The organism is Streptomyces sp. NPDC099050, from assembly GCF_044759865.1.
In the GTDB taxonomy this organism is placed as follows: Bacteria; Actinomycetota; Actinomycetes; order Streptomycetales; family Streptomycetaceae; genus Streptomyces.
Genome location: NZ_JBIWAE010000004.1, coordinates 400,636 through 422,112, shown reverse-complemented (window position 1 = coordinate 422,112; position 21,477 = coordinate 400,636). Strand labels below are relative to the sequence as shown.

At 71.2% G+C, this 21,477-nt stretch carries 25 protein-coding genes and 1 pseudogene; 7 read left to right on the top strand and 19 right to left on the bottom strand.

What is annotated here, in order from left to right; all coding sequences use genetic code 11:
• Window positions 1-3 precede the first annotated feature (3 nt).
• Together ACIQV3_RS09970 and ACIQV3_RS09965 are read left to right on the top strand one after the other, a co-directional pair.
• Window positions 4-1,707, top strand: coding sequence for a tryptophan 7-halogenase (locus tag ACIQV3_RS09970; RefSeq protein WP_403711550.1), 1,704 nt, complete (start codon window positions 4-6; stop codon window positions 1,705-1,707).
• A gap of 5 nt (window positions 1,708-1,712) precedes the next feature.
• Entirely contained in the window at window positions 1,713-2,180 is a 468-nt protein-coding gene (locus ACIQV3_RS09965; RefSeq protein WP_403711548.1) for an ester cyclase, read from the top strand.
• Here the strand turns inward: ACIQV3_RS09965 and ACIQV3_RS09960 are convergent.
• The 3 genes from ACIQV3_RS09960 to ACIQV3_RS09950 form a co-directional block, all read right to left on the bottom strand.
• Complete coding sequence (locus tag ACIQV3_RS09960) at window positions 2,107-2,799, bottom strand: response regulator transcription factor (protein ID WP_403711546.1); 693 nt, start codon at window positions 2,797-2,799, stop codon at window positions 2,107-2,109. The genes ACIQV3_RS09965 and ACIQV3_RS09960 overlap by 74 nt on opposite strands.
• Before the next feature lie 210 nt (window positions 2,800-3,009).
• Complete coding sequence (locus ACIQV3_RS09955) at window positions 3,010-4,029, bottom strand: methyltransferase (protein ID WP_403711544.1); 1,020 nt, start codon at window positions 4,027-4,029, stop codon at window positions 3,010-3,012.
• A 10-nt stretch (window positions 4,030-4,039) separates the two neighbouring features.
• Window positions 4,040-5,302 (bottom strand): acyltransferase family protein, encoded by a 1,263-nt coding sequence (locus ACIQV3_RS09950; protein ID WP_403711542.1) that lies wholly within the window; start codon window positions 5,300-5,302, stop codon window positions 4,040-4,042.
• Between the two features lie 235 nt (window positions 5,303-5,537).
• Here ACIQV3_RS09950 and ACIQV3_RS09945 point away from each other — a divergent pair, with 235 nt between their 5' ends.
• Complete coding sequence (locus ACIQV3_RS09945; RefSeq protein ID WP_403711540.1) at window positions 5,538-6,332, top strand: SDR family NAD(P)-dependent oxidoreductase; 795 nt, start codon at window positions 5,538-5,540, stop codon at window positions 6,330-6,332.
• 84 nt (window positions 6,333-6,416) lie between these two features.
• Here ACIQV3_RS09945 and ACIQV3_RS09940 read toward each other — a convergent pair whose 3' ends face one another.
• From ACIQV3_RS09940 to ACIQV3_RS09870, 15 genes and pseudogenes are all read right to left on the bottom strand, one after another.
• Window positions 6,417-8,123 (bottom strand): NAD(P)/FAD-dependent oxidoreductase, encoded by a 1,707-nt coding sequence (locus ACIQV3_RS09940; RefSeq protein ID WP_403711538.1) that lies wholly within the window; start codon window positions 8,121-8,123, stop codon window positions 6,417-6,419.
• Between the two features lie 157 nt (window positions 8,124-8,280).
• A complete protein-coding gene (locus ACIQV3_RS09935; protein ID WP_403711536.1) occupies window positions 8,281-8,859 on the bottom strand; it encodes a cupin domain-containing protein in 579 nt (192 codons plus the stop codon).
• A gap of 118 nt (window positions 8,860-8,977) precedes the next feature.
• Entirely contained in the window at window positions 8,978-9,781 is an 804-nt protein-coding gene (locus ACIQV3_RS09930) for an SDR family NAD(P)-dependent oxidoreductase (RefSeq protein ID WP_403711534.1), read from the bottom strand.
• The gene (locus tag ACIQV3_RS09925; RefSeq protein ID WP_403711532.1) at window positions 9,778-9,906 is read right to left on the bottom strand and encodes a hypothetical protein; all 129 of its coding nucleotides are present in this window, start codon (window positions 9,904-9,906) and stop codon (window positions 9,778-9,780) included. The genes ACIQV3_RS09930 and ACIQV3_RS09925 overlap by 4 nt, the downstream gene beginning before the upstream one ends.
• Entirely contained in the window at window positions 9,897-10,361 is a 465-nt protein-coding gene (locus tag ACIQV3_RS09920; protein WP_403711530.1) for an anthrone oxygenase family protein, read from the bottom strand. The genes ACIQV3_RS09925 and ACIQV3_RS09920 overlap by 10 nt, the downstream gene beginning before the upstream one ends.
• Window positions 10,362-10,368: 7 nt before the next feature.
• Complete coding sequence (locus tag ACIQV3_RS09915; RefSeq protein ID WP_403711528.1) at window positions 10,369-11,610, bottom strand: FAD-dependent monooxygenase; 1,242 nt, start codon at window positions 11,608-11,610, stop codon at window positions 10,369-10,371.
• Between the two features lie 13 nt (window positions 11,611-11,623).
• Window positions 11,624-11,944 carry an antibiotic biosynthesis monooxygenase gene (locus ACIQV3_RS09910; RefSeq protein WP_250745227.1) on the bottom strand — a complete coding sequence of 107 codons (321 nt, stop codon included), beginning with the start codon at window positions 11,942-11,944 and terminating at the stop codon, window positions 11,624-11,626.
• On the bottom strand, window positions 11,941-12,264 hold the full coding sequence (locus tag ACIQV3_RS09905; protein ID WP_403711525.1) for an antibiotic biosynthesis monooxygenase family protein: 324 nt from the start codon (window positions 12,262-12,264) through the stop codon (window positions 11,941-11,943). The genes ACIQV3_RS09910 and ACIQV3_RS09905 overlap by 4 nt, the downstream gene beginning before the upstream one ends.
• Window positions 12,265-12,286: 22 nt before the next feature.
• Window positions 12,287-13,033, bottom strand: coding sequence for an SDR family oxidoreductase (locus ACIQV3_RS09900; protein WP_403711523.1), 747 nt, complete (start codon window positions 13,031-13,033; stop codon window positions 12,287-12,289).
• A complete protein-coding gene (locus ACIQV3_RS09895) occupies window positions 13,030-13,515 on the bottom strand; it encodes an SRPBCC family protein (protein ID WP_403711650.1) in 486 nt (161 codons plus the stop codon). The genes ACIQV3_RS09900 and ACIQV3_RS09895 overlap by 4 nt, the downstream gene beginning before the upstream one ends.
• Window positions 13,516-13,539: 24 nt before the next feature.
• A pseudogene (locus ACIQV3_RS09890) lies at window positions 13,540-13,794 on the bottom strand (acyl carrier protein); the annotation flags it as partial.
• Window positions 13,795-13,841: 47 nt separating this feature from the next.
• On the bottom strand, window positions 13,842-15,092 hold the full coding sequence (locus tag ACIQV3_RS09885) for a ketosynthase chain-length factor (RefSeq protein ID WP_403711521.1): 1,251 nt from the start codon (window positions 15,090-15,092) through the stop codon (window positions 13,842-13,844).
• Entirely contained in the window at window positions 15,085-16,362 is a 1,278-nt protein-coding gene (locus ACIQV3_RS09880) for a beta-ketoacyl-[acyl-carrier-protein] synthase family protein (protein ID WP_403711519.1), read from the bottom strand. The genes ACIQV3_RS09885 and ACIQV3_RS09880 overlap by 8 nt, the downstream gene beginning before the upstream one ends.
• Window positions 16,359-16,763, bottom strand: a complete 405-nt coding sequence (locus tag ACIQV3_RS09875; RefSeq protein WP_403711517.1) for a cupin domain-containing protein — start codon at window positions 16,761-16,763, stop codon at window positions 16,359-16,361. Before ACIQV3_RS09875 ends, ACIQV3_RS09880 begins: the two co-directional genes overlap by 4 nt.
• 93 nt (window positions 16,764-16,856) lie before the next feature.
• Entirely contained in the window at window positions 16,857-17,183 is a 327-nt protein-coding gene (locus ACIQV3_RS09870) for a TcmI family type II polyketide cyclase (protein ID WP_403711515.1), read from the bottom strand.
• A 436-nt stretch (window positions 17,184-17,619) separates the two neighbouring features.
• Between ACIQV3_RS09870 and ACIQV3_RS09865 the strand changes: the two genes are divergently transcribed.
• From ACIQV3_RS09865 to ACIQV3_RS09855, 3 genes are read left to right on the top strand one after another with little or no spacing between them, the layout of a single operon-like run.
• Entirely contained in the window at window positions 17,620-18,147 is a 528-nt protein-coding gene (locus tag ACIQV3_RS09865; protein ID WP_403711513.1) for a flavin reductase family protein, read from the top strand.
• Window positions 18,144-18,986, top strand: a complete 843-nt coding sequence (locus ACIQV3_RS09860) for a BTAD domain-containing putative transcriptional regulator (RefSeq protein ID WP_403711511.1) — start codon at window positions 18,144-18,146, stop codon at window positions 18,984-18,986. Before ACIQV3_RS09865 ends, ACIQV3_RS09860 begins: the two co-directional genes overlap by 4 nt.
• 36 nt (window positions 18,987-19,022) lie before the next feature.
• Window positions 19,023-19,235, top strand: a complete 213-nt coding sequence (locus tag ACIQV3_RS09855) for a DUF6059 family protein (RefSeq protein WP_403711509.1) — start codon at window positions 19,023-19,025, stop codon at window positions 19,233-19,235.
• Here the strand turns inward: ACIQV3_RS09855 and ACIQV3_RS09850 are convergent.
• Complete coding sequence (locus ACIQV3_RS09850; protein WP_403711507.1) at window positions 19,232-19,720, bottom strand: anthrone oxygenase family protein; 489 nt, start codon at window positions 19,718-19,720, stop codon at window positions 19,232-19,234. The genes ACIQV3_RS09855 and ACIQV3_RS09850 overlap by 4 nt on opposite strands.
• A gap of 220 nt (window positions 19,721-19,940) precedes the next feature.
• Between ACIQV3_RS09850 and ACIQV3_RS09845 the strand changes: the two genes are divergently transcribed.
• The gene (locus tag ACIQV3_RS09845; protein ID WP_403711505.1) at window positions 19,941-21,449 is read left to right on the top strand and encodes an MFS transporter; all 1,509 of its coding nucleotides are present in this window, start codon (window positions 19,941-19,943) and stop codon (window positions 21,447-21,449) included.
• Window positions 21,450-21,477 lie beyond the last annotated feature (28 nt).

The following is a 21,477-nucleotide window of genomic DNA, read 5'->3' as shown; positions in this document are numbered from 1 at the left end:
ACCGTGTCCACACCGACCGAGTCCGCACCACCCACAGCGTCCGCGCAGAGGCCCAGCCACGACGTGCTGATCCTGGGGTCCGGCATCGCCGGATCCACCCTCGGCGCGGTACTGGCCCGCAGCGGGGCCAGCGTACTGATCGCCGACGCGGGCACCCATCCGCGGTTCGCGGTGGGGGAGTCGATGATCCCCCAGCTCATCGCCTGGCTCCAGGTGCTCGCCGAGCGCTTCGACGTACCGGAGTTCGAGGCACTGACCGACGCGACCACGATCAACCAGAAGGTGAGCAACACCTTCGGCCGCAAGCAGCACTTCGGATTCATGCTGCACCGGCCGGGCCAGGAGCCCGACCCGGACGAGGCGCACCAGTTCGTCATCCCCGACGCGCTGACCTCCGCGAGCCACCTCTTCCGCCAGGACAGCGACGCCTACCTGCTGCGCGTGGCCGTCGGATACGGCTGCGACACCCGTCAGCAGTGGCGGGCGGAGAAGATCGACTTCGACGAGGACGGCGTCACGGTCACCGGCACCGACGGACACGTGGTCAGGGCCCGCTACCTGGTGGACGCGAGCGGCTTCCGCTCCCCGCTGGCGGACCACCTCGGCCTGCGCGAGGAACCGGCACGCTTCCTGCACCACTCGCGGTCCCTGTTCACGCACATGGTCGGGGTGCGCCCCTTCGACGACGTGCTGGAGGTACCGGAGCAGAGCCGGCCGCCCGTCCCGTGGCACAACGGCACCATGCACCACCTCTTCGACCGGGGCTGGTTCTGGATCATCCCCTTCGACAACCACGAGCTCTCGCGCAATCCGCTGTGCAGCGTGGGGGTCACCCTCGACCCGCGCACGTACCCCAAGCCGGAAGGGATCGGGGCGGAGGAGGAGTTCAACCAGCTGCTCAGCCGTTTCCCGGCGGTGGAGCGGCAGTTCGAGGGAGCCAGGAAGGTCCGGGAGTGGGTCTCCACGGGGCGGCTCCAGTACTCGTCCAACAAGACGGTGGGACGGCGCTGGTGCCTGATGTCGCACGCCGCGGGCTTCCTGGACCCCTTGTACTCCCGCGGCATGTCCAACACCTTCGAGATCATCCACGCCCTCGCCCCGCGCCTGCTCGGAGCGCTCGCGGACGACGACTTCGAGGAGGAGCGCTTCCGCCACGTCGAGGAGCTCGAACAAGGACTCCTCGACTACAACGACACGCTCGTCAACTGCTCCTTCATCGCCTTCTCGCACTTCCGCCTCTGGGACGCGGTGTTCCGGGTCTGGGGGAGCGGCAGCACCCCCGGCACCCTCCGCATCAACAATGCCCTGCGGAAATTCCGCGGAGACGGCGACGCGAGCGTCTTCGACGCACTGGAGAAGGCGCCCCACACCGGCCTCTGGTGGCCGGACAACGACGAATTCAAGTCGCTGCTCGCCGTGACGGCCGAGGCCTGCGCCCAGTACGAGGCGAAGCTGATCGACGGCGACACGGCGGCGGACCTCATTCTCGATCAGATCAGGGAATCAGGCGCGGTGCACGACGGATTCGGCTGGAAGGACGTGAAACAGCGGTTCATCCACCCGGATCAGGGCCAGATAGCGGACTTTCTGAAATGGGCCGCCGCGTCGCCGGTGCCGGAACTGAACACCGTCGGCCGTGAAAGCCTCGCGGCGCTGCGCGCGGCGGGTGCGCCGCCGCGCTCCGTTTCCCCGGAGCCGGGCCGGTGAGCGGCGTGAGCGCGCAGGGGGAAGCGGGCGTCCAGGAAGCCAACAAGGCCCTCGCGCGACGGTGGTTCGACGAGGGCTGGAGCCGCGGGAACCTGCAGGCCGCCGACCAGATCTTCGCCCCCGAGTTCCTGCTGAACGGCGAACGGGTCGGCCCCGCCGGCCCCAAGCGGAGCGTATGGTCTCGGCGCGCCGCGTTCGCCGGGCTCAGGGTCGACGTCGGGCTTCAGGTGACGGAGGGTCCCTGGGTGGCGAGTTGGTACACCGCACGCGGCACGCACGTGGGGGAGTTCGCCGGCCTGGCACCCACCGGGCGCGAGATCTTCTCCGAGGGCATCCAGCTGTGGCGGGTGGAGAACGGGCTGGTGGTCGAGGACCGGAACGTGTTCGACACCCGGCGGGTCATCGCGCAGCTGCTCGCGCCGGACGGGCCGGTTCCCGGTCGGGGCCCGGGCGAAGCGGCCCGGCGTGAATGATGTTCTTCTCGTAGGCGAAGATGACCGCGTGCACCCTGTTGCGAAGGCTCAACTTCTCCATTACTTTCTGGATATGAGATTTCACGGTGCTCTGACTCAGCACTAATTCCGTTGAAATCTCGGCATTGCTGAATCCTCGCGTCATGAGGCGAAACACGTCGATTTCCCGATCGGTCAGCGGATCGAGCGGAGAGTCGCCCGAATCCTGCTGGGCCCTGGGGATGAGCAGGGACCGGCCGGCGGCCATGATGCGGACCGCGGCGGCGAGCTCCTGTGCGCTGCTCCCACTGGACAACAGGCCGTTCACGCCGGCCTGGAGCACTTGGTCCGCCGCCGCGCCCACATCGTCGATCAGGACGAGGACGTTCGGGGGCGGGAGCGTCGAACGGGGCGGCGACAGCGCGTCTATGCTCTTCAGGGCCTGTGTGGCGTTCTTGTGCGCGTTGATGATGACGACATCGGGCCGCAGCTCCCGGTACTTGGCGGCCGCGGTGGCGTCGTCCTGGGCGACACTGGCCACCCGCAGGTCGGGGCAGCCGTCGAGAATGGCCTGCAGCCCGGTCAGCGAGATGGGGTGCGAATCGACGAGCAGGACAGTGATGCGAGGCGAGCCTGACATGTATTCCCCCGAAGTTCATGGACAGTGCAGTCGTCGGCCAGAATAGCCTGGCCGATGTCGGTCGGATCCAGCTCGTTCTTATCCCAGATTGGCGAGTTCGGGCAGGCTTGCCCCGCTCAAGCGTGTCGAAACACGTGCTTACGGTGAGGAATTCAACGCGAGGAACACCCGCTCCCGGGCCACTGGTCCGGGAGCGGGTGCGCTTTCGTGTCAGTTCTTGCGGCCGATCACGGCGGTCGTCAGCGCGGGCAGCCTGAGCACCCGTTCGACCGTGAAGCCGGCCTCCGTCATCCACGCACCGCACTCGGCCGGCGAGAAGCCCGCGGCCTGTGCGGACTGCAGCATCATGATGAGGCTGAGCATCAGGGGCTCCGCCTCCCGCCGCTCGTCGTCCATCATGGTGTCGTACACGATGACCGCCCCGCCGTCGTGGACGGCTTCGTAGGCCTTGCGCAGCAGCAGGGCGCGCCGCTCCATCGGCCAGTCGTGCAGCACGCCGCCGAGGATCACCACATCGGCGCGCGGCAGCTCCGCGGTGAAGAAGTCGGCGCCCACGAAACCCAGTTGTTTCCCGACCCCGCGTTCGGCCACGAGCCGGTCGAAGTGCTCCTCCATCGACGGCCGGTCCAGCACCGTGCCGGTGAGCCCGGGGTGCGCCGCGGCGAGGCGCGCCGCCAGGTTGCCGCGCGCCCCGCCCACGTCGCTGAAGGTCGCGTACCGGGACCAGTCGAAGGCGTGCGCCAGCTCTCCGGCCACGGCTCCGCTGAAGCCGTCCATCGCCGACAGGAACTGCCGTAGCCGGGCCGGGTCGTGGAAGATCCGGGTGAACGGGACCTCACCGCCGGCGGTCTGGTGGCGGGCGGCGCCGCCCCGCAGCATTCCGGTGAGCGAGTCCGGGTCGCTGCCCATGAGTTCGCTGGTCATCCGTAGGAAGCCGCCCACGAATCCCGGGCCGTCCGGCAGTAGATGGTCGCGGGCGCCGGGGCTGTTGCCGTAGCGGCCGTCGGCCCGCACCAGGAGGCCGATGGCCGCCAGCGCGTCGAGGAAGTCCCGGCCGCCGCGGGGGTGCAGGCCCGTACGGGCGCACAGTTCCTCGGCGCCGAGCGGTCCGTCGCCCAGCACCGAGAAGACCTCCAGGTCCATGGCCGCGGTGAGGAGCTTGCCCCGGAAGAAGGACCACCCGACGAACATGACGTCGAAGGGGTCCGTGAGGGGTCCTGGCGTCGTCATGCGGGGTACCTCATTCCCTTGTCGTGGAACTGCTTTCGGCGCGCGGGCTCCGTGCGGCCGCCGGCTCGGTGCGAGGAGCCGGAACGGGTACGGTGCGCCGCCCTATCCGCCGGCGCAGCAGGCGCTCCACCGGACGCTCGTAGAACTGGTAGAGAAGGGCGCAGACGGCCAGGGTGATGAATAGGGCGAGAAGCGCCCAGCCCGCATTCGACCAGCTCGGTTCGACGGGACGCATATAGAATTCGATGATGCTCTTCTTGTCGAATACCGACGATGAGATCTCGAAGAGCACGGTGAAGTGCAGAAGGTAGAAGGCGTACGACCATTCGCCGAGGGCCACCATCGGCCGCGCCCGCAGCCACGACGCACCGCCGGCGAGGTCCCGCTGGGCCACGGCGACGACCACGAGGGCGAACAGCGGGGCGGACACCTGGCCGAGGACGTCGAAGAGGACGTACAGCCGCCAGGTCTCGTCACGCAGCAGCCACAGCCCGAAGAAGCCGGCGGCGAGCAGCGCGGTGGCCGACCGGACGCCGACGGGGGAGCGCCAGCCCTTGCGGACCGCAGCCGCCGCGACCATGCCGAGGAGGAACTCCCAGACCCGTGCGATGGGGGAGTAGGTGCCGAAGATCAGGCCGTCCATGCCCGTGAACGAGGGGCGCGCCTGGGGCGGATAAGCGTCCCAGAGCCACAGCTTGATGCCCCAGCCCGCCGCCACGAGGACCACGGCCGCCCAGCCGAGCCAGCGCAGCGAGCGGCGGACCGTGTACTTCGCCACGAACGGGAAGATCGCGTAGAAGAAGGCCTCACAGGCGAGGGACCAGGTGACCGGGTTCGTGCTGCCGAGGATGTAACTGGGCATCCACGCCTGGTAGAGCAGGACGGCGGAGAGCGCCATCAGGACCAGGGTGTCGGACTGGCCCGGCCGCGCATCGGGGAGCTGGAGGAAGAGCGGGACCGCCACACCGACGGCCAGCAGCGGCCAGATGCGGGCGAACCTGCGTCCGTAGAACGGGCCGACGCGGTCGCCGGCCATGTACGTCCAGGTGAGGACAAAGCCCGAGAGCACGAAGAAGAACGTCACTCCGGAGGAGCCCAGGCCGAACACGGCTTTGGCGCCGGGAATCGGCAGCAGGGTGCTGACGTGCGAGAGGAAAACGGCGAAGGCCGCGATCCAGCGCAGTCCGGTGAGGGAGTCCAGCCGGGCCGGTCCCTCTCCGGGCGCTTGGCGCGCGACGGGCGCGGAATCGGGTCTGTGAGCGGAGGACGTCATGGGACTGACACCAGCCATTTCCATGGAGACGGGGACGGAGTGGGGGTGGCGGCCCGGGGAATCGAGACCGTCACGCGGCTGCATTTCATCACCGGCCGATGAATCCTCGCTTAAGTCGAAATAAATCGGCCCCGTCCGGTCTTTCTCTCCGACTATTCGCTGGCCTGTTCTTGGATATCGTGGATAGTCTGTCCGGGCGTATGAAATCAATTGTCGAAGAGATTCGAGGAATGCCATGCGGCGATTTCCGTACGGCTCGGCGATGGTGACCGGGGCGTCGAGCGGGATCGGTGAGGGGTTCGCCCGCCTGCTCGCCCGGGAAGGGGTGGACCTCGTCCTGGTCGCACGGCGGGGCGACCGGCTCAAGCGGCTCGCGGCGGAACTGGAGTCCGCGCACGGGGTGAACGTGGAGGTGATGCAGCTCGATCTCACCGACGAGAGCCAGGTCGCCGAGGCCGAGCAACGGCTCGCCGAGGCCGACCGGCCCGTGGAGCTCCTGGTGAACAACGCCGGTTCGAGCGGCTCCGGTTACTTCGCGGAGCTGCCGGTGGAGCGTGAGCTGCACACCGCGGTGCTCAACGCGGTCGTCCCCCTGCGGCTGTCCCGCGCGTGCCTGCCCGGCATGATCGCCCGTGGCGCCGGCGGCATCGTGAACGTCTCCTCGCTCGTCGCGGTCCTGCCGAAGCCCCGGTCCGCGACCTACGCGGCCTCCAAGGCCTTCCTGTCCTCGCTAAGCGAGAGCCTGTCCATGGAGGTCGCCCGCCACGGAGTCCACATCACCACCGTGCACACGGGTTTGACTCGCTCCGGGTTCCACGAGGCGGCCGGCGTGCCGGCCTCGGCCCTGCCCGACATCAAGTGGCTCACGTCCGAGCAGGTCGCCCGCGCCGGACTGGACGCGGTGGCGGCAGGACGGGCGTCCACGGTGCCGGGCCTCTCCTACCGCATCAGGCTGCCGCTGCTGCGGGCGGCGCCGCGCTCCGTGGTCCGGGCCCTCACCCGGCGCATCCACGACAGGGCGCGGACCTGACCGTACGCGGCGGGCGGCTCCCGCGCATCCGTGGGAGCCGCCCGCTTTCCGTCGTGCCGTGCGCAACCGTGCCGTGCGACCGTGTCAGTGCGGCAGGGCCATCTCGTCGTCGGCCGGTCCCGCGAGGGGCACGCCGTGCACGTCCACGCCGTCGACGAGATAGCTCAGTTCGCCGGGGCCCTCGTGGCGCAGCCAGTGCGCCATCCGTCTCAGATCGTCGGGCATGGGGTAGACGAACCGGCGGCCGGGGTCGCGCAGTCCTAGGTGGTCCAGCACCACGGGGGCGCTCACCACCGCGCCCAGCAGCTCACCGCCCGCGTCGGCCGCGGTGCGCTCCCCGCGGTCGACCGCCTCGCAGAGCCGCACCATCTCGTCGAACAGCGCCTTGTAACCCGCGGATCCGGGCACGGGAAGTCCCGGGTGGGCCGCGTTCTCCATCGCGCGCAGCACCCCGTCGTCGCCGGAGGCCGCGAACCGCTCGGTGAACCGGTCGAAGCGCAGGTTGATCGGAACCTCGGCCGCGCACCAGATCCGGTAGACGGCGTTCCAGAGGGAGTGGTCCTGGAAGGAGATGAACGAGCAGTTGACGAGCTCGTCGTTGTAGCGGATCAGCCCCTGCTGCAGCTCGTCGACGTACCGAAAGCGCTCCTCGTCGAACTCGTCCTCCGCCAGGGCGTCGAGCAGCCTCCACGCAAGGGAGTTGATCACCTCGCCGGTGTTGGTGAGGCCGCGCGAGTACAGCGGGTCGATGAAGCCGGCGGCGTGCGACATCAGGCACCAGCGGTGCCCCACCGTCTTGTCGGAGGCGTACTGGATCCGGTCGGCCGATACCCACGGCCGTACGGTCCTGGCGTCCGCGAAGAGCCGCTCCACCGCCGGGAACCGCGCCGCGAAACTGCGGAACTCCTCCTCCGGGGTGACCCGGTGGTCCCTGGGGTACTTCCGTTCGTCGAGCGTGAGGCCGACGCTGACCAGCGGGTTCTTCGATCCGGGTGCGTTGTTGAACGGGATGGACCAGAACCACCCGCGGTCGAAGAGGTGGTGCATGGTCCCTTCCACCCAGGGGATCGGCGGCGCGTCCTCCGGTCCCACCCGCAGGCACTCGTCGGTCGGCCGGACCCCCAGCATGTGGGTGAACAGGGAGCGGGAGTGGTGCTTGAGCGCCCCGGGGGGCTTGCGCAGCCCGAGTTGCCCGGCGAGCGGGGAGCGGAACCCGCTGGCGTCCACCAGGTAGCGGCCCTCGTGGCGTTCGCCGCCCTTCCCGGCCACGGCGACGTGGTCCTCGGCCAGTTCCACGTCCTCGACGTGGAAGGCCTGGCGGACGTCGCAGCCGTAGCGGACCGCGGCGTGGAAGAGGTACGCGTCGGTGTCCTGGCGGAACAGGTGCCCGGTCTGCAGCGCCTTCGAGGGCGGGCTGAACTGGAGGAACTCCGCCGGGTCGGGCTCCTTGCCCTCCTCGTGCCGGATGAAGCCGAAGTGCCGCTTGGTTCCGGAGGACGGGGCGATCTCGTCGTGGATGCCCTCGTACGAGGTGAGCGACTCCAGTTCGGGAACGCCGTAGCGCCGGGCCAGCAGCCGGAACACCTTCAGGGTGTACAGCGTCGTCGACTCCCCGACGGCGAACCGGGGGTGCGTTCCGCCGTCGAGGAGCAGGACGGAGACGCCTTGCTTCGCCAGGATGGCGCCCAGGGTCGCCCCGGCGATGCCGGAACCCAGGATGATCACGTCATGGCGCCGGGCCGGTGCGGCCGTACGCGGGCTTGCGCCGCCGCCGGAGTGTTGACCGTGCATGGTGTCCTCCTGTGGGACGGGAGCGGGTGGGCGGCTTCCGGGTGCGGCGGAGCCGAACGGGGGACGGCCGGGGTGGCGCGGAAAGTCGCGCCACCCCGGCCGGGGATCCTGCGGGCCGGCTGGGGGCCGGCCCTTGGTTCGGAATGTTCGGGCTGCGTCAGCCCCGTGTTCCGTGCACGGCGGGCGGACCGCCGGCGCCGCGGCGGATTCCGGCCGGCGGGCCGCCCACGTCACCGCGGGCACCGGGCGGCGGTGTGAACCCGCGCATCTGGTTCGCGTTGGCGAGCTCCTGCATCTTGCTCCAGTCCGGGGCCCCGCCCGAGACGAGCTCGGACAGCCCGATGAAGAAGTTCTCGACGCCGCCGGGGGTCGCGATGACCAGCAACTGGCCCGGCTCGTCACCGACGTTGAGGAAACGGTGCGGAACCCCGCGCGGGCCGTAGATCACGGTGCCCTCGGTGATGGTCTCGGTGACCCCGCCGACCTCGAACTCGTAGGTGCCCTTGTTGACGAAGAAGGCCTCGTCGGCGGTCTCGTGGACGTGCAGCGGCGGACCGCTGCCCGGCCGGGTGGTGATCTGGTAGAAGCTGTAGAGCCCGCCGGTGTCCTCCTTTTTGAGCAGGAACCGGCCCTCCTCGCCGAACCAGCAGACGGGCTCCACCTCGTCCCGGCTGACGACTTTGCGTTCGGTCGTCGCCTCGGTCGTCGATTCGGTCTTCGATTCGGTACTCGGCATCGTTCGTTCCCTTCGTTGGGCAGTTCTCTGACAGGCAATCAGCGCCGGCAAAGGGGCTGATAAAGGAGAGGAAAAGCGGGCCGGGGGCGACGGCCCGGGCCCCGCGGGCACCAGCCGGTCAGGCCAGGGCCGTGCCGCCGTCCGCGACCAGGCAGCTGCCCGTGAGGTACGAGGCGCGCTCGGAGGCGAGGAACGCGATGACCTCGGCTATGTCCTCGGGGGTTCCGTTGCGCCGCAGCGCGGAGCGGTCGGCGGCGGCCCGGCGGGCTTCCTCGGGGATGTGCCGGGCGAGTTCGGTGAGGATGAGGTTGGGCTCCACCGCATTGACCCGCACGCCGAGCGGACCCACCTCCAGTGCCAGCGTGCGTACGGCGGCCTCCACCCCGGCCTTGGCCACGGACAGCGGCAGGAAGCGCGGCGCGGGCCGGCGGGCGAGCGCCGCCCCCACCGCCACCACGGAGCCCGCACCCCGGGCGATCATGTCGGGAAGCGCCGCCTGCGTGGTCAGGAACAGCGCCTTGAGCTGTCGGGTGACCACGTGCTCCAGGTCCCCCCAGGCCAGCTCGGCCGCGGGGGCGATGCGCGCCTCGTGGGCATCGAGACCGGCGGCGTTGAGCACCAGGACGTCGATCGGGCCCAGTTCGGCCCGTACGCCGGCGACCAGCGCGGCCACCTGGCCGGGATCGGTGACATCGCCCTGGAGCGCCACCGCCTCTCCTCCGCTCCTGCGGATCGTGTCCACGAGGTCCTGAGCCCGGTCTGCGCTCTTGTGGTAGTTGACCGCCACGCGGGCGCCCCGGGCGGCCAGGATCCGCGCGGTGGCCGCGCCGATGCCCCGGCCGGCGCCGGTCACCAGCGCGACCCGGCCCGCGAACTCCGGTGCGGAGGCCTCGTCTCGGCTGTGCTCGGCTGCGGGATTCACCAGTTCTGCTCCTCGTAGTCGTCGTCGTAGTCGTAGTCGTAGGCGGCGTCGTTGGCGTTGGCGTCGTAGTACTCGCCGTAGGCGTCGGGTCGTTCGGGAAGGAGGCACGGGGCACTCAGGCCCACGCCAGCCAGCAGCCGCCGAGCGCCGCGCAGAACGCCAGGACGGCGAAGGCCGTACGCAGCCGGTTGGCCCGAGCCCACCGGGCGCGCAGGAGGTCCCAGCCCCCGGGGATCTCCCGGGCCTCGGCCCAGGCGTCGATCCGCCGGTTCATCCGTACGTTGCGCAGCTCCGACACCAGGGCGACGCCCGCCACCGCGGCCAGGGCCACGGCGAACGCGGCCTTCGCCCCGGCTCCCGGAGCCAGGAACGACAGCCCCAGCCCGGCGGCCAGGGCCACCTTGTTGACGGTCGGCATCAGCGGGTCGAAGCCGGGGTCCAGGGCGCGGTGGACCTCTGACCAGGTCTGCCGCGGCAGGCCCGACAGCATGGGGACGATGGCGCGTTCCACGGCGATCAGCGCACCCGCCAGCACCCCGGTGCACAGGACGAAGGCGGTGGCCAGGGCGGCGGCCAGCACGGGCACCTCACCCCGACCCGCGGCCGAGTGCCCCGGCCGTGCGCAGGGGTGCCCGTTGCAACCGGCCGTCCAGCATGAGCGAGTAGCTCTGGCCCTTGGCCACCGAGTCGAAGAACGTGTACATCGCGGCGTCGCGGATGCGGCACAGCGGCCCGTTGTGGGCCAGCCCGAGCGTGCCGATGCGCCACGAGGCCGTCACCATGTCGGCGGCCCGCGCCCTGCGGGCTTCCTCGAAGGCTTGCAGGGCCTGCGGGATCGCGTCCGGCTCGGCCCGCCCCAGCAGGTCGGCGAGCACCACGCCGCTCTCGATGGCCTGGCCCGCGCCCTGGCTGAGGTTGAGCGTCATCGGATGGGCGGCGTCACCGATGACCACGACCCGGCCGTCGCTCCAGCCACCGCCCGGCGGACGGTCGTGGATGCTCACCGGCAGGATCGCCTCCTCGTCGGTCGAGGCGATGATCCTGCCGATGGGCTCCGGCCAGTCCCGGTACGCGGCCGCCAGTGCCGCGCCCCGCGTGTGGCGGACCGTGTCGATGCCGGCGGTCGCCCGGTCGCTGGTGATGGCGTCCCAGTAGACCTCGTCCTCGTTCAGCCGGCAGTACAGGAAGCGCAGGCCGCCCTTGCCCCACAGGTTGAAGAAGGTGCCGGTGGGCACCACGGACTCGCCCGGCAGCCGGGTGATGGCCTGCCAGGCCGTGTAGCCCGCGTACCGCGGCGGCGGCTCGAACCCGCCGCGCATCGCGGCGCGCACCGTGGAGCGCAGTCCGTCCGCGCCGATCAGTACGTCGCCACGGGCCGAGGAGCCGTCCTCGAAGTGGGCGGTGACCCCGTCGGCGTCCTGGGCGTACCTGGTGAGCCGGCTGCCCAGCCGGATGCGGTGCTCGCCCACCGCCCCGGTGAGCACCGTGTGCAGGTGGGAGCGGCGCAGGGCCAGCGCCGGAGCGCCGGCCCGCTCGGTCGGCCCGTCCAGGTGCCAGCGGGCCAGACGGCGCCCGGAGTCGGAGCGGAACTCGTGGAAGCGCATGCGGACCGAACCGGCCGCGACGGCCTCGTCGAGCCCGAGCCCGAGCCTGCGCAGGGACAGGACGGCGTTGTGCCAGAGCATGAAGCCGCCACCGGTCAGCAGCCGTCCCGGAGTGGGACGCGCCTCGAACACCTCTGCTTCGATGCCCTGCCGCAGCAGGCCTGCCGCGGTGGTGAGCCCGCCGATGCCGGCGCCGATCACCAGGGCCTTGCGGATGGTCGCCATGGTCGCCGTCCGCTCAGGTGTGGGACGGCACGCTGTCGAGCCGGGCGCGCAGATCGAAGATCCGCCGCTCGATGTCGCCACCGCTCCAGTAGGGGAACATGGGCGCCGCCATCTCCCGGTGGGACGGAGCGTCCTCCCAGGTGCGGAACGCCTCCTCGCTCTCCCACTCGGCGAGCAGGATGTAGCGGCCGGGCTGCTCCGCGTCGCGCAGCAGCTCGTCCCGGAGGTGCCCGGGGGTGCCCCGGACCACGGAGGTGACCTGGCGGTAGGCCTCCTCGAAGGCCTCCTGGTCCTTCTCCTCGACACGGGCGGAAACCATGACGCGTACGGTCACGACGGATCACCTTTCAACGGCGGGGTGGTGGGGACGCGCTGGACGAGTTCCAGCACGCGCTTGCGGGCGTTCTCGCGGAACGGCTCCAGCCGGGCGCTGAGCCGCTCCCTCTCGGAGCTGTTCTGGAAGGCCTCCAGGGCGGCCCGGTCGGCCCAGTCGGCCATGATCAGGTGCGTACGGGGATGGCGCGGATCCCGCAGGAGGGCCTGGGTGACGGAGCCCGGCAGCCGCGCGGCCTCCTCGGCCGTCTCCTGCCAGGCCGCGCGGAACTCCTCCTCGCGGCCCTCCCGGACCGTCATCTCCAGCACGGTGCGCAGCACGGGGGCACGGTCTCCTTCCGGATCAGATGCCGCCGTCGACATCGAGCGTGGCCCCGGTGACGTAGCGGGCCGCGTGCGAGGCGAGGAACAGCACCACGTCGGCGATCTCCTCCGGGCGGCCGAGCCGGCCAAGCGAGATCATCTGCTCGTAGCGGGCCTTCCCCTCGGCCGTGACGGCCTTCATCTGGTCCGTCTCGATCAGCCCGGAGGCGATGCAGTTGACGCGGATGCCCTGCGGGCCCAATTCCTTGGCCAGCGCCCTGGTCAGCCCCATCACCCCGGCCTTGGAGGCCACGTAGTGGGCCGCGGCGGGCATGCCGTGGTGGGCCACGGCGGAGCTGATGTTGACGATCGAGGCGGTCTCGGCGACGTACGGCAGCACTCCGCGGATCACGTTGTACATACCGGTCAGATTGGTGTCGAGGACGCGCTGCCACTCGGCGGGCGGCAGGTCGCGCAGGGGGAGGTGGCTGATGACGCCGGCGTTGTTGACCACCGCGTCGACGGCCCCGTACCGGGCGTGCGCCTCGGCGGCCAGCCGGCCGGCCTCCTCGTGGTCGGAGATGTCGGCGCGCACGAGCGTGCCGCGGGCGCCCAGGTCGTCCAGTTCGGCCCGCAGGGACTCGACCTGCTCGCTCTCGTTGACGTAGCAGGCCGTGACCGCCGCGCCCTGTGCGGCCAGCGCCAGGACCGTGGCCCGCCCGATGCCCCGGGCACCGCCGGTGACCAGGGCGTGCTTGCCCTTGAGTCCGAAGCCGTCGCCGCTCATCGCGCCGCCGCCGAGCCGGCGTCGGAGCGGTCCGCCGCCTCCAGCCGCTCCTTGATGAGCGCGAGCTGGATCTTCGAGTTCGTGTTGATGCGGTCGGTCATGCCGGCGTCGTCGAGGGGCGCCTGCGGCTTCATGTGGAACTCCTGCACCCAGCGCATCTCCACACCGGCGCCGGTCTCCCGGTAGGACCAGTGGATGTTCATGAACTCGAAGGGGCCGGTCTCGACGCGGTGCGCCGTGACGGTCCGGTTCGCACGGTCCATGACGCGCTCGGAGACCCAGCTCCAGACCTTCCCGTCGGGCTCCGGGTGGAGGGCCAGCCGGAAGCGCACGGTGTCGCCGTGCTGCTCCAGGATCTCGGCGGAGGCGTACTCGCTGAACAGGTCCGGCCAGCCGGCCACGTCATTGGTCACGTCCCACACGAGGTCGAGCGGGGCGTCGATGACGATCTGGTTCTCGGTACGGGCCCCCGCCGGCCGCAGCGCCTCGTTGATCAGCGCGTGGATCGCCGGGAGCCGGTCGATGCCGTCGGCGTCCAGCCGGATGTCGTAGCGGTTCTCCACCTCGGTGAGGACGTTGATCAGACCCAGCGAGTCCACGCCCAGGTCGTCGATGGTGGCGGCCGGGTCGGCGGACCGCAGCGTCTGCGCCGCGACCCCGGTGCACCGCTCGACGACGGCGAGGAAGTCCTCGTAGGACAGGGCCTCTTGGGAGAGAGGCTCTTGGGACAGGGCCTCTTGGGAGAGGGGTGACACGGTCATGGAGAGGGATCCTTCCGATAGCACGTGATCGAGATCGGGTGTGGCGGTCACGGGGTGACCGTCCGTACGACGAGCGCGGAGTTGAAGCCGCCGTACCCGCGGGCGAGCACCAGCGCGGTGCGCAGACGCGCCTCACGGGGTTCCGCGACGAGGTCGATCCGGTGGGCGGGGTCCGCGGAGGCACCCGGTCCGGTGGGCGGGATCACCTGCTCGCGCAGGGCGAGCAGGGCGGTGACCACGTCGAGCGGCGCACCGCCCGCGTACAGCCGTCCGTAGCGCGCCTTGGGGGCCGTGACCGGCACCCCGTGCGGCCCGAACACCTCCGCGAGGCAGCGTGCTTCCGCGCGGTCCAGCTCGGGTGTGCCCGCCGCGTCGGCGAAGACCACGTCGATGTCCGCCGGCCGGACGCGGGCGTCCGCGAGGGCCGTCCGGACGGCGCGGCGCAGCGCGGTGGGGCCGCCGCCCGCCGAAGTGCCGGGCGCCGGGTCGAAGGTGGCCGCGTACCCGGCGACCTCGCCGTAGGGGGCGTCGGCGCCGCGCTCGCGAGCGCTGTCCTCGTCCTCCATCACGAGGATCGCGCCGCCCTCGCCGGGTACGTGCCCGCACGCGGCCGCGTCGAAGGGCAGATAGGCGCGCTCGGGGTCGTCGCTGCCGCTCAGCCGCCCGGAGGCGGTCTGACAGGTCAGGGCGTACGGACTCAGCGGCGCCTCGGTGCCGCCGGTGAGGATGACCTTGGCGTCGCCGTGCAGCAGGGCGCGGCGGGCCTGGCCGATCGCGTCCAGACCGCCGGCCTGCTCGGCGACGGTGACCCCGCAGGGCCCCTTCATGCCGTGCCGGATGGAGAGCTGGCCGGTCGTGGCGGCGTAGAACCAGGCGATCGACTGGTACGGGCCCACGTGCCGGGGCCCCTTGGACCACAGGGCCGCGATCTCCCGCTGCCCGAAGGCGTTCCCCCCGGAGGAGGAAGCCGTGATCACCCCGAGGTCGTACGGGGAGTAGGCCTCGGGCCGCACCCCCGCGTCGGCCAGCGCCTCCTCGGCCGCCAGCAGCGCGAACTGGCTCCAGCGGTCGGTCTGTACGGCCAGCCGGGGGTCGACCCCCGGCAGGGTGACATCACCGAAGACCTCGCCGACCACCCGGACCGGGAACCCGTCCGCCTCGAAGTGCGTCACGGGGCCGAGCTCGCTGCGCCCTTCCAGCGCCCCGTCCCAGAAGGCCTTGGCCCCCACGCCGCCCGGCGCCACCGCGGAGATCCCGGTGACGACCGCCCGGCGGACGGAAGTCGCGGTGTCAGGCATCGCGCACCGTCCGTCCGGGCGCGGTCAGGACCATCGCCGTCTGGAAGCCGCCGAAGCCGCTGCCCACGCTGAGGACGGTGTCGGTCCGCTGTTCCCGGGCCGTCTTCGGTACGTAGTCCAACCCCAGCTCGGGATCGGGGTGTTCGAGATTGGCGGTCGGCGGGATCGTGTTCTCCTCGATCGCCAGGGCGCAGGCCGCGAGCTCCAGTGCGCCGATCGCGCCCAGGGAATGGCCCACCATCGACTTGATGGAGCTCACCGGCACCGCGTACGCGTGCTCGCCGAGCGACACCTTCAGCGCGGAGGTCTCGTGCCGGTCGTTCTGCCGGGTGCCCGACCCGTGGGCGTTGACGTAGTCCACCGCCCGGGCGTCCAGCCGGGCCCGGCCGAGCGCCACCCGTACGGCCTCGGCGAGTTCCTTGCCGTCCGGGCGCAGGCCCGTCATGTGGAAGGCGTTGCTGCGCTGCGCGTAGCCCGCCACCTCGCAGTAGATCCGGGCGCCACGGCGGCGCGCGAACCCTTCCTCCTCCAGGATCAGCACCGCCGCGCCCTCGCCGAGCACGAAGCCGTCGCGGTCCCGGTCGAAGGGGCGCGAGGCGTGAGCGGCGTCGCCGTTGTTGGGCGAGGTGGCCTTGATCGCGTCGAAACAGGCCACGGTGATCGGCGAGATGGGCGCGTCCGTCGCGCCGGCCAGCACGACGTCGGCCGTGCCGTCCTCGATGTACTGGGCGCCCTGCGCCACGGAGTCGAGCCCCGAGGTGCAGCCCGTCGACACCACCCGGACCGGCCCCTGGGCCCCGGCCGTCCACGCCACCTCGGCGGCGAGCGTGCCGGGCACCAGGGCCCCGTACAGGTGCGGGTACGGATCGGCGGCGTCCACCACCCAGCGGCTGCCGCCGTCGCTGACCCGGACGTACTGCTGCTCGAGGGTGACGGTGGAGCCCACCGCGCTGCCGATCGAGACGCCGATGCGGTGCGGAGCGATCTCGTCGGTGTCCACCCCGCTGTCCTCGAGGGCCTCCCGCGCGGCGACCACGGCGAACTGCGCGCTGCGGTCCATGCGCAGGACCTCCCGGGGGCTCAGGCCGGCCGCGGCGGGGTCGAAGTCGCACTCCGCCGCGATCCTGGAGCGGTAGTCCGAGGCGTCGAAGTGGGAGATGGCGCGGGTGGCCGTACGCCCGTCGGTCAGCAGTTTCCAGAAGGCCTTGGTACCGATGCCCCCCGGCGCCACCACCCCGATCCCGGTGACGACGGCCCTGCGGGGGCTCACACCGCCTCCTGGCCCGGCAGGGGCTCGGTGTCCACGTGGCCGAGCTCGGGGCGGGGTGCGAGCGGGCCGAGCTGGAAGACCAGGAAGGCGGGCTCCGCCCCGTGGTTCTCGAGCCGGTGACGCACGTTGATCTTCAGGTGGAGCGCCTCGCCCGCGGAGAGCACGACGGGCTCCCCGTCGACCCGCGCCAGCAGCTCCCCGCTGACCAGGTACAGGAACTCCTCGGAGTACGGGTGGTAGTGCTCGGTGACGACCTCGCCGGGCTCCAGGGTGAGCACCCCCATGAAGCCGGCGGTGGCACCCGCGTTGGCCGGGCTCAGGAGCGTGCGCAGGTCCCCGCCCCGACGCCGGTTGGACTCGACGTCCTTCGCCACGATCTTCGTCATGCGTTCGCTGGCCATGCCAGTCTCCTCTCGTTGTTCCGCACCGGCGGTGCGGTTCCCCCCAACGGCGACGCCGCCGTCGCTGCCCGGACGCGCGGGCGGCGAGCCCTCTCAGCCCTCCGCGCGCCAGGTGTAGAACTCGTGGGCCATCGCGTCCCGCGGACCGCTCCAGGTCACCGGGTCGTAGGCGGCGATGTGCGGGCTCAACTTGTCGCTGACATCCGCGAACAGCTCGTGACCCGTCAGCTCGCCGATGGGGCCGCGCACGTCCTCCTCGGAGGCGATGTAGTGCAGGTAGAGATCGTGGAACCGGAACAGCCTGCGTTCCTTCACACCGATCAGATGAGGAAGCTCGCCGGCATCGGATTCGGCGAAGATGCGCTTCACGTCAGCTGCGGCGGTCGGCTTCATGCGAGCCACGATAAGAGTGCTGCGCATTCACTTTCCTTCCGTTCCAAGTTCGGCCGCCCGGTGAGCGGCCACATCAGAATCACCCGGCGGGGTAAAGCGCGGATGAGGGCGGGGAAAAGCCGCCGGGAGAAAGGCCTCCGGCGGATTGCGGGTGGTGCGGGGCCGAGGGGCGCCGGGGTGGTGCCAGTCCGCCGGTACGTGCTCCCGGCACTCCCAGATTGCCCAGTCGGCGTTCCCGCAAGGACCGGGACGGGCGCGGCCGCACGTCTGTGACCAGCGGTCGAGCGCCGGGTAGCCATGCTCCGGTACGGGACCTTCGGACGAAAGTACGCCCCGCCTCGTCCTTTGGGCCGTAGGCGGCGTCAACCTCGCATCGTTAAGGTCGGGTACCTGCAATGCCCTGCCTCCGGAGTCCGAATTCTCTCCGGCGAAGGGAGCGCGCAGTCTTTCATAGGGGGAATACGTGGAGAGCTTGACCGTTTCGAAAGCCGAGGAAAGGGATATCAAGGTCGTGGAGGCGCGAGTGCTCCGGGAAGTGTGCGGGCGATATCCGACCGGTGTCGCGGTCATCACCTGCCGGGGGGACGGGGAGGGGCCGGTGGGGGTCACGGTGAACTCGTTCACCTCGGTCTCGCTCGACCCGGCGCTGGTGCTCGTCTGTGTCCACAGGGAATCGCGGGCCCTGGCGGCCATCCAGGCCTCGGGCGCCTTCGCCGTCAACATCCTGGCCTCGGACCAGGCCGCCCTGTGCCGCGACTTCGCCCGCCGCGACACCGCCGACTTCGGTGAACTGGCCCACGCCCCCGGCGCGACCGGCTCCCCGGTCCTCGGGGACGCGCTGGCCTTCCTCGACTGCCGGGTGCACACCACGTTCCCGGGCGGCGATCACGTGATCGTCATCGGCGAGGTCGTCGACCTGGGCCTCCTGCGCGAGGAGCAGCCGCTGACCTTCTTCCGCAGCGCCCATCCTCGACTGGAGGTGCCGGCATGACCGCCACCATGGAACGGCCGGTGCCGTGCGGCGTGCAGGACCTCACCCCGCGCAGGGTCGCCCTACGGCTGCTGGGGCCACTGGAGATCATGGTGGACTCGGTCGAAGTGCTGCTGCCACAGCGCAAACTGCGCCAGCTCCTGGCCACGCTGCTGGTCCGGCCCAACGGGACCGTGTCCAACGAGGCGCTCATCCGCGAGCTGTGGGGCGACCGCCCGCCGGCCACCGCACTCGCCGCCCTGCGCGTGTACGTCTCACAGCTCCGGAAGTTCCTGATCCGCCACGACCTCGACGGCCGCTGGTGCACCCTGCGCACCCGGGCGCCGGGCTACCAGCTCCAGGTGAACGACGGCATCCTCGACACCGTCTGCTTCGACCGGCTGTGCGCACTGGCCGCGGATTCGGAGAGGGCGGGCCACCACGAACTCGCGTTGAACCAGTACCGCGAAGCCCTGGCCCTCCGCCGCGGCCCGACGCTGGAGGGCCTGCGGGACAGCTCGGCGCTCTCGGGCACCGCCCTGCAGTACGACGAGGCCTGCATGACCGCGCTCAAGCGCCGCATCGACCTGGACCTGCGGCTCGGCCGCCACCTGGAACTGGTCGGCGAGCTCAGCCGGCTGGTCGCCGAGCACCCCCTCAGCGAAGGGCTCTGCGCCCGGCTCATGGTGGTCCTCCACCGCAGCGGCCGCAGCGGCGACGCCCTGGCCTCCTACCGCCGCACCCGCGAGCTGCTCATCGAGGAACTCGGCATCGAACCCGGTCTGGAACTGCGCATGGCCCACCAGACCGTGCTCGCCGACGACACGGTGTTTCACCTGTCCGACCGGCTCTCGGCCTGAGCGGCCGTGCCCGTGCCCGTGCTCATCCCCGTGTGGGTGAAACGCCTCCTGCGCTTCTGCGTGGACGCGCTGACCGTCTACGGCGCGACGCAGTTCTGCATCCCCGACGCCCCGGACGTCCTGCCCGCTCCCCACGGCCGCCCGGGGCCCCTGCGGGGACTCCCGCCGGGGCACCCCGAACGCATGCCCCGGGAACAGTCGCTGACGGCGTCGGAGAGGGCGCTCGACCGTCAGCTGAAGGGCCTCTAGGAAGGCGTCGGCCCGGCCTCCCGCCGGCCCTGGAGGGGCGCCACCGCGGTGATGACGAGCAGGATGAGGGCGACCAGGGCCGTGGAGGTGCGGATGCGGTTGAACATGTCCCAGCGGTGCAGGATCTCGAGGACGTCGGCCGGCGCGGAGGTGGTGGCCCACACCTTGATCTGCCCGTTGATCGGCACGTTCCCGAAGCGGGTGACCAGGAAGGACGTCCCCACCAGCAGGGTCGCGCCCGCCGCGAGCGCCCGCTCCCGGCCGCGCGTCTGCAGGGCCAGCGCCAGCGAACTGACCCCGGCGACCGCCATCGCGGACAGCATCACCGGAGAGTTCATCTTCATCAGTTCGGCGTGGAAGGACAGCCGCATGTCCAGCGGCACCTCCCAGAAGGTCGGTCCGAGGTTGACCGCTCCGTAGCCGAAGGCGCCGGCGAGCAGCCCGGTGGCGGCGACGGCTATGCCCTTCGTCGCGCGAACAAGCATGAATCTTCCTTCAGTTGAATCCGTCGGCCCCTGCCGTGGAGTCGTCACGAGGACGAGGACACCCACGGTAACCGAACCCGTCGCCCATCCATGTGAGGTGCCGGCCCCAGGTCGGGGCGCCCCGGAGAGCCGGACGGCCACTCCAGGGAAGCCATTGAAGGCAGGGCCCCATAAGCCACATCCGGCCCTCCCGGGCCACCTGACAACTTACGGAGGCCCCATGTCATTCGAAGCGCAGGCCGTCCCGGCTCCCGGGACGGCCGCCCCGGAGCGGGCCGGGGCCGGCCGCCGTCCGGTCCTGGCCCTGCTCGTCATCGCCGCGGCCGAGCTGATGGTGGTGCTCGACGCGACCATCGTGAACATCGCCCTGCCGAGCATCCAGAGCGGCCTGAAGATCTCCGCCGGCAACCTCGCCTGGGTGGTGAACGCCTACGCGGTCACCTTCGGCGGACTGATGCTGCTCGGCGGCCGGGCCGGAGACCTCTTCGGCCGCCGCAGGGTGTTCCGCTTCGGCATCGCCCTCTTCGTACTGGCCTCGGTGCTCGGCGGGCTGGCCCCCGATGCGGGACTCCTCATCGGCGCACGGGTGCTCCAGGGCGTGGGCGCCGCCATCGCGGCGCCCACCGCGCTCGCGCTGATCGCCACCAACTTCCCCGAGGGCCGGGAACGCAACCGCGCCATGGGCACCTACGCCGCCATGGCGGGAGCCGGTTCGACCGTCGGCCTGATCCTCGGCGGCGTCCTCACCGAGTACCTCGACTGGCGCTGGGTGCTGCTCGTGAACATCCCCATCGGGATCGGCGTACTGGCCGGAACCACGGTGCTCGACGAGGCCGACCGGTCCCAGGGCAAGCTCGACGTCTCGGGAGCGGCGGCCGGCACCGCCGGCCTGCTGTCCCTGGTGTACGCGGTCACCCGCGGCGGACAGGAGGGCTGGGCCGACGCGGTCACCCTCGGCTGCTTCGCCGCCGCCGCGCTGCTGCTCGTCCTGTTCCTGCTGCGCCAGTCCCGCATCGAGCATCCCATGCTCCCGCTGCGCGTCCTCAAGGACCGCAACCGCGCGGGTACTTACGCGGCCCTGTTCCTCGCGGGCCTCGGCATGTTCTCCACGTTCTACTTCCTCACCCTCTCCATGCAGCACGTGCTCGGCTACGGTGCGGTGCGGACCGGGCTCGCCTACCTGCCGTTCAGCGCCGGCATCGGCATGATGGCCGCGATCGGCTCGAAGCTCATGGTCAGGCTGGCGCCCCGGCTGGTGGCCGCACCCGGACTGGTGGTCGCCGCGGCGGGCATGCTCTGGCTGGGCACCCTGACGCCGCACTCCTCGTACGCCGCCGTGCTGATGCCCGCCATGTTCGTCACCGGCGCGGGACTCGGCTGCGCCTTCGTGCCGCTGACCCTCGGTGCGGTGCGCGGAGTCGACGAGAACGACTCGGGCAGCGCCTCGGGCCTGCTCAACACCGCGCAGCAGATCGGCGGGGCGCTCGGGGTGGCCGGTCTGGGCGCCCTGTCGACGGCGTTCGCGGGCGAGCGCCTGCCGCGCGCCGACGAGGCCTACTTCTCGGGTCTGCGCACCTACGACACCGAGCTGGTGGCCCGGGCCCAGGAGGCCATGACGTACGGCTACACCCGGGCCTTCACCGGAGGGGCGCTGGTGTTCGCGACGGCCGCGCTGATCGTGGCCCTGGTCAACGACGCGGGCCGCCAGGAGCCGTCGGCCGCCGCTTGACCCGCGGGTACGGCCGCACCGGGCGGCG

What these genes read in the sequence shown, in the direction of transcription:
- ACIQV3_RS09960 (WP_403711546.1), bottom strand. Translation starts at nt 2,799, where the DNA reads ATGTCAGGCTCGCCTCGCATCACTGTCCTGCTCGTCGATTCGCACCCC.
- ACIQV3_RS09955 (WP_403711544.1), bottom strand. Translation starts at nt 4,029, where the DNA reads ATGACGACGCCAGGACCCCTCACGGACCCCTTCGACGTCATGTTCGTC.
- ACIQV3_RS09950 (WP_403711542.1), bottom strand. Translation starts at nt 5,302, where the DNA reads ATGACGTCCTCCGCTCACAGACCCGATTCCGCGCCCGTCGCGCGCCAA.
- ACIQV3_RS09945 (WP_403711540.1), top strand. Translation starts at nt 5,538, where the DNA reads ATGCGGCGATTTCCGTACGGCTCGGCGATGGTGACCGGGGCGTCGAGC.
- ACIQV3_RS09940 (WP_403711538.1), bottom strand. Translation starts at nt 8,123, where the DNA reads ATGCACGGTCAACACTCCGGCGGCGGCGCAAGCCCGCGTACGGCCGCA.
- ACIQV3_RS09935 (WP_403711536.1), bottom strand. Translation starts at nt 8,859, where the DNA reads ATGCCGAGTACCGAATCGAAGACCGAATCGACGACCGAGGCGACGACC.
- ACIQV3_RS09915 (WP_403711528.1), bottom strand. Translation starts at nt 11,610, where the DNA reads ATGGCGACCATCCGCAAGGCCCTGGTGATCGGCGCCGGCATCGGCGGG.
- ACIQV3_RS09900 (WP_403711523.1), bottom strand. Translation starts at nt 13,033, where the DNA reads ATGAGCGGCGACGGCTTCGGACTCAAGGGCAAGCACGCCCTGGTCACC.
- ACIQV3_RS09885 (WP_403711521.1), bottom strand. Translation starts at nt 15,092, where the DNA reads ATGCCTGACACCGCGACTTCCGTCCGCCGGGCGGTCGTCACCGGGATC.
- ACIQV3_RS09875 (WP_403711517.1), bottom strand. Translation starts at nt 16,763, where the DNA reads ATGGCCAGCGAACGCATGACGAAGATCGTGGCGAAGGACGTCGAGTCC.
- ACIQV3_RS09870 (WP_403711515.1), bottom strand. Translation starts at nt 17,183, where the DNA reads ATGCGCAGCACTCTTATCGTGGCTCGCATGAAGCCGACCGCCGCAGCT.
- ACIQV3_RS09860 (WP_403711511.1), top strand. Translation starts at nt 18,144, where the DNA reads ATGACCGCCACCATGGAACGGCCGGTGCCGTGCGGCGTGCAGGACCTC.
- ACIQV3_RS09850 (WP_403711507.1), bottom strand. Translation starts at nt 19,720, where the DNA reads ATGCTTGTTCGCGCGACGAAGGGCATAGCCGTCGCCGCCACCGGGCTG.
- ACIQV3_RS09845 (WP_403711505.1), top strand. Translation starts at nt 19,941, where the DNA reads ATGTCATTCGAAGCGCAGGCCGTCCCGGCTCCCGGGACGGCCGCCCCG.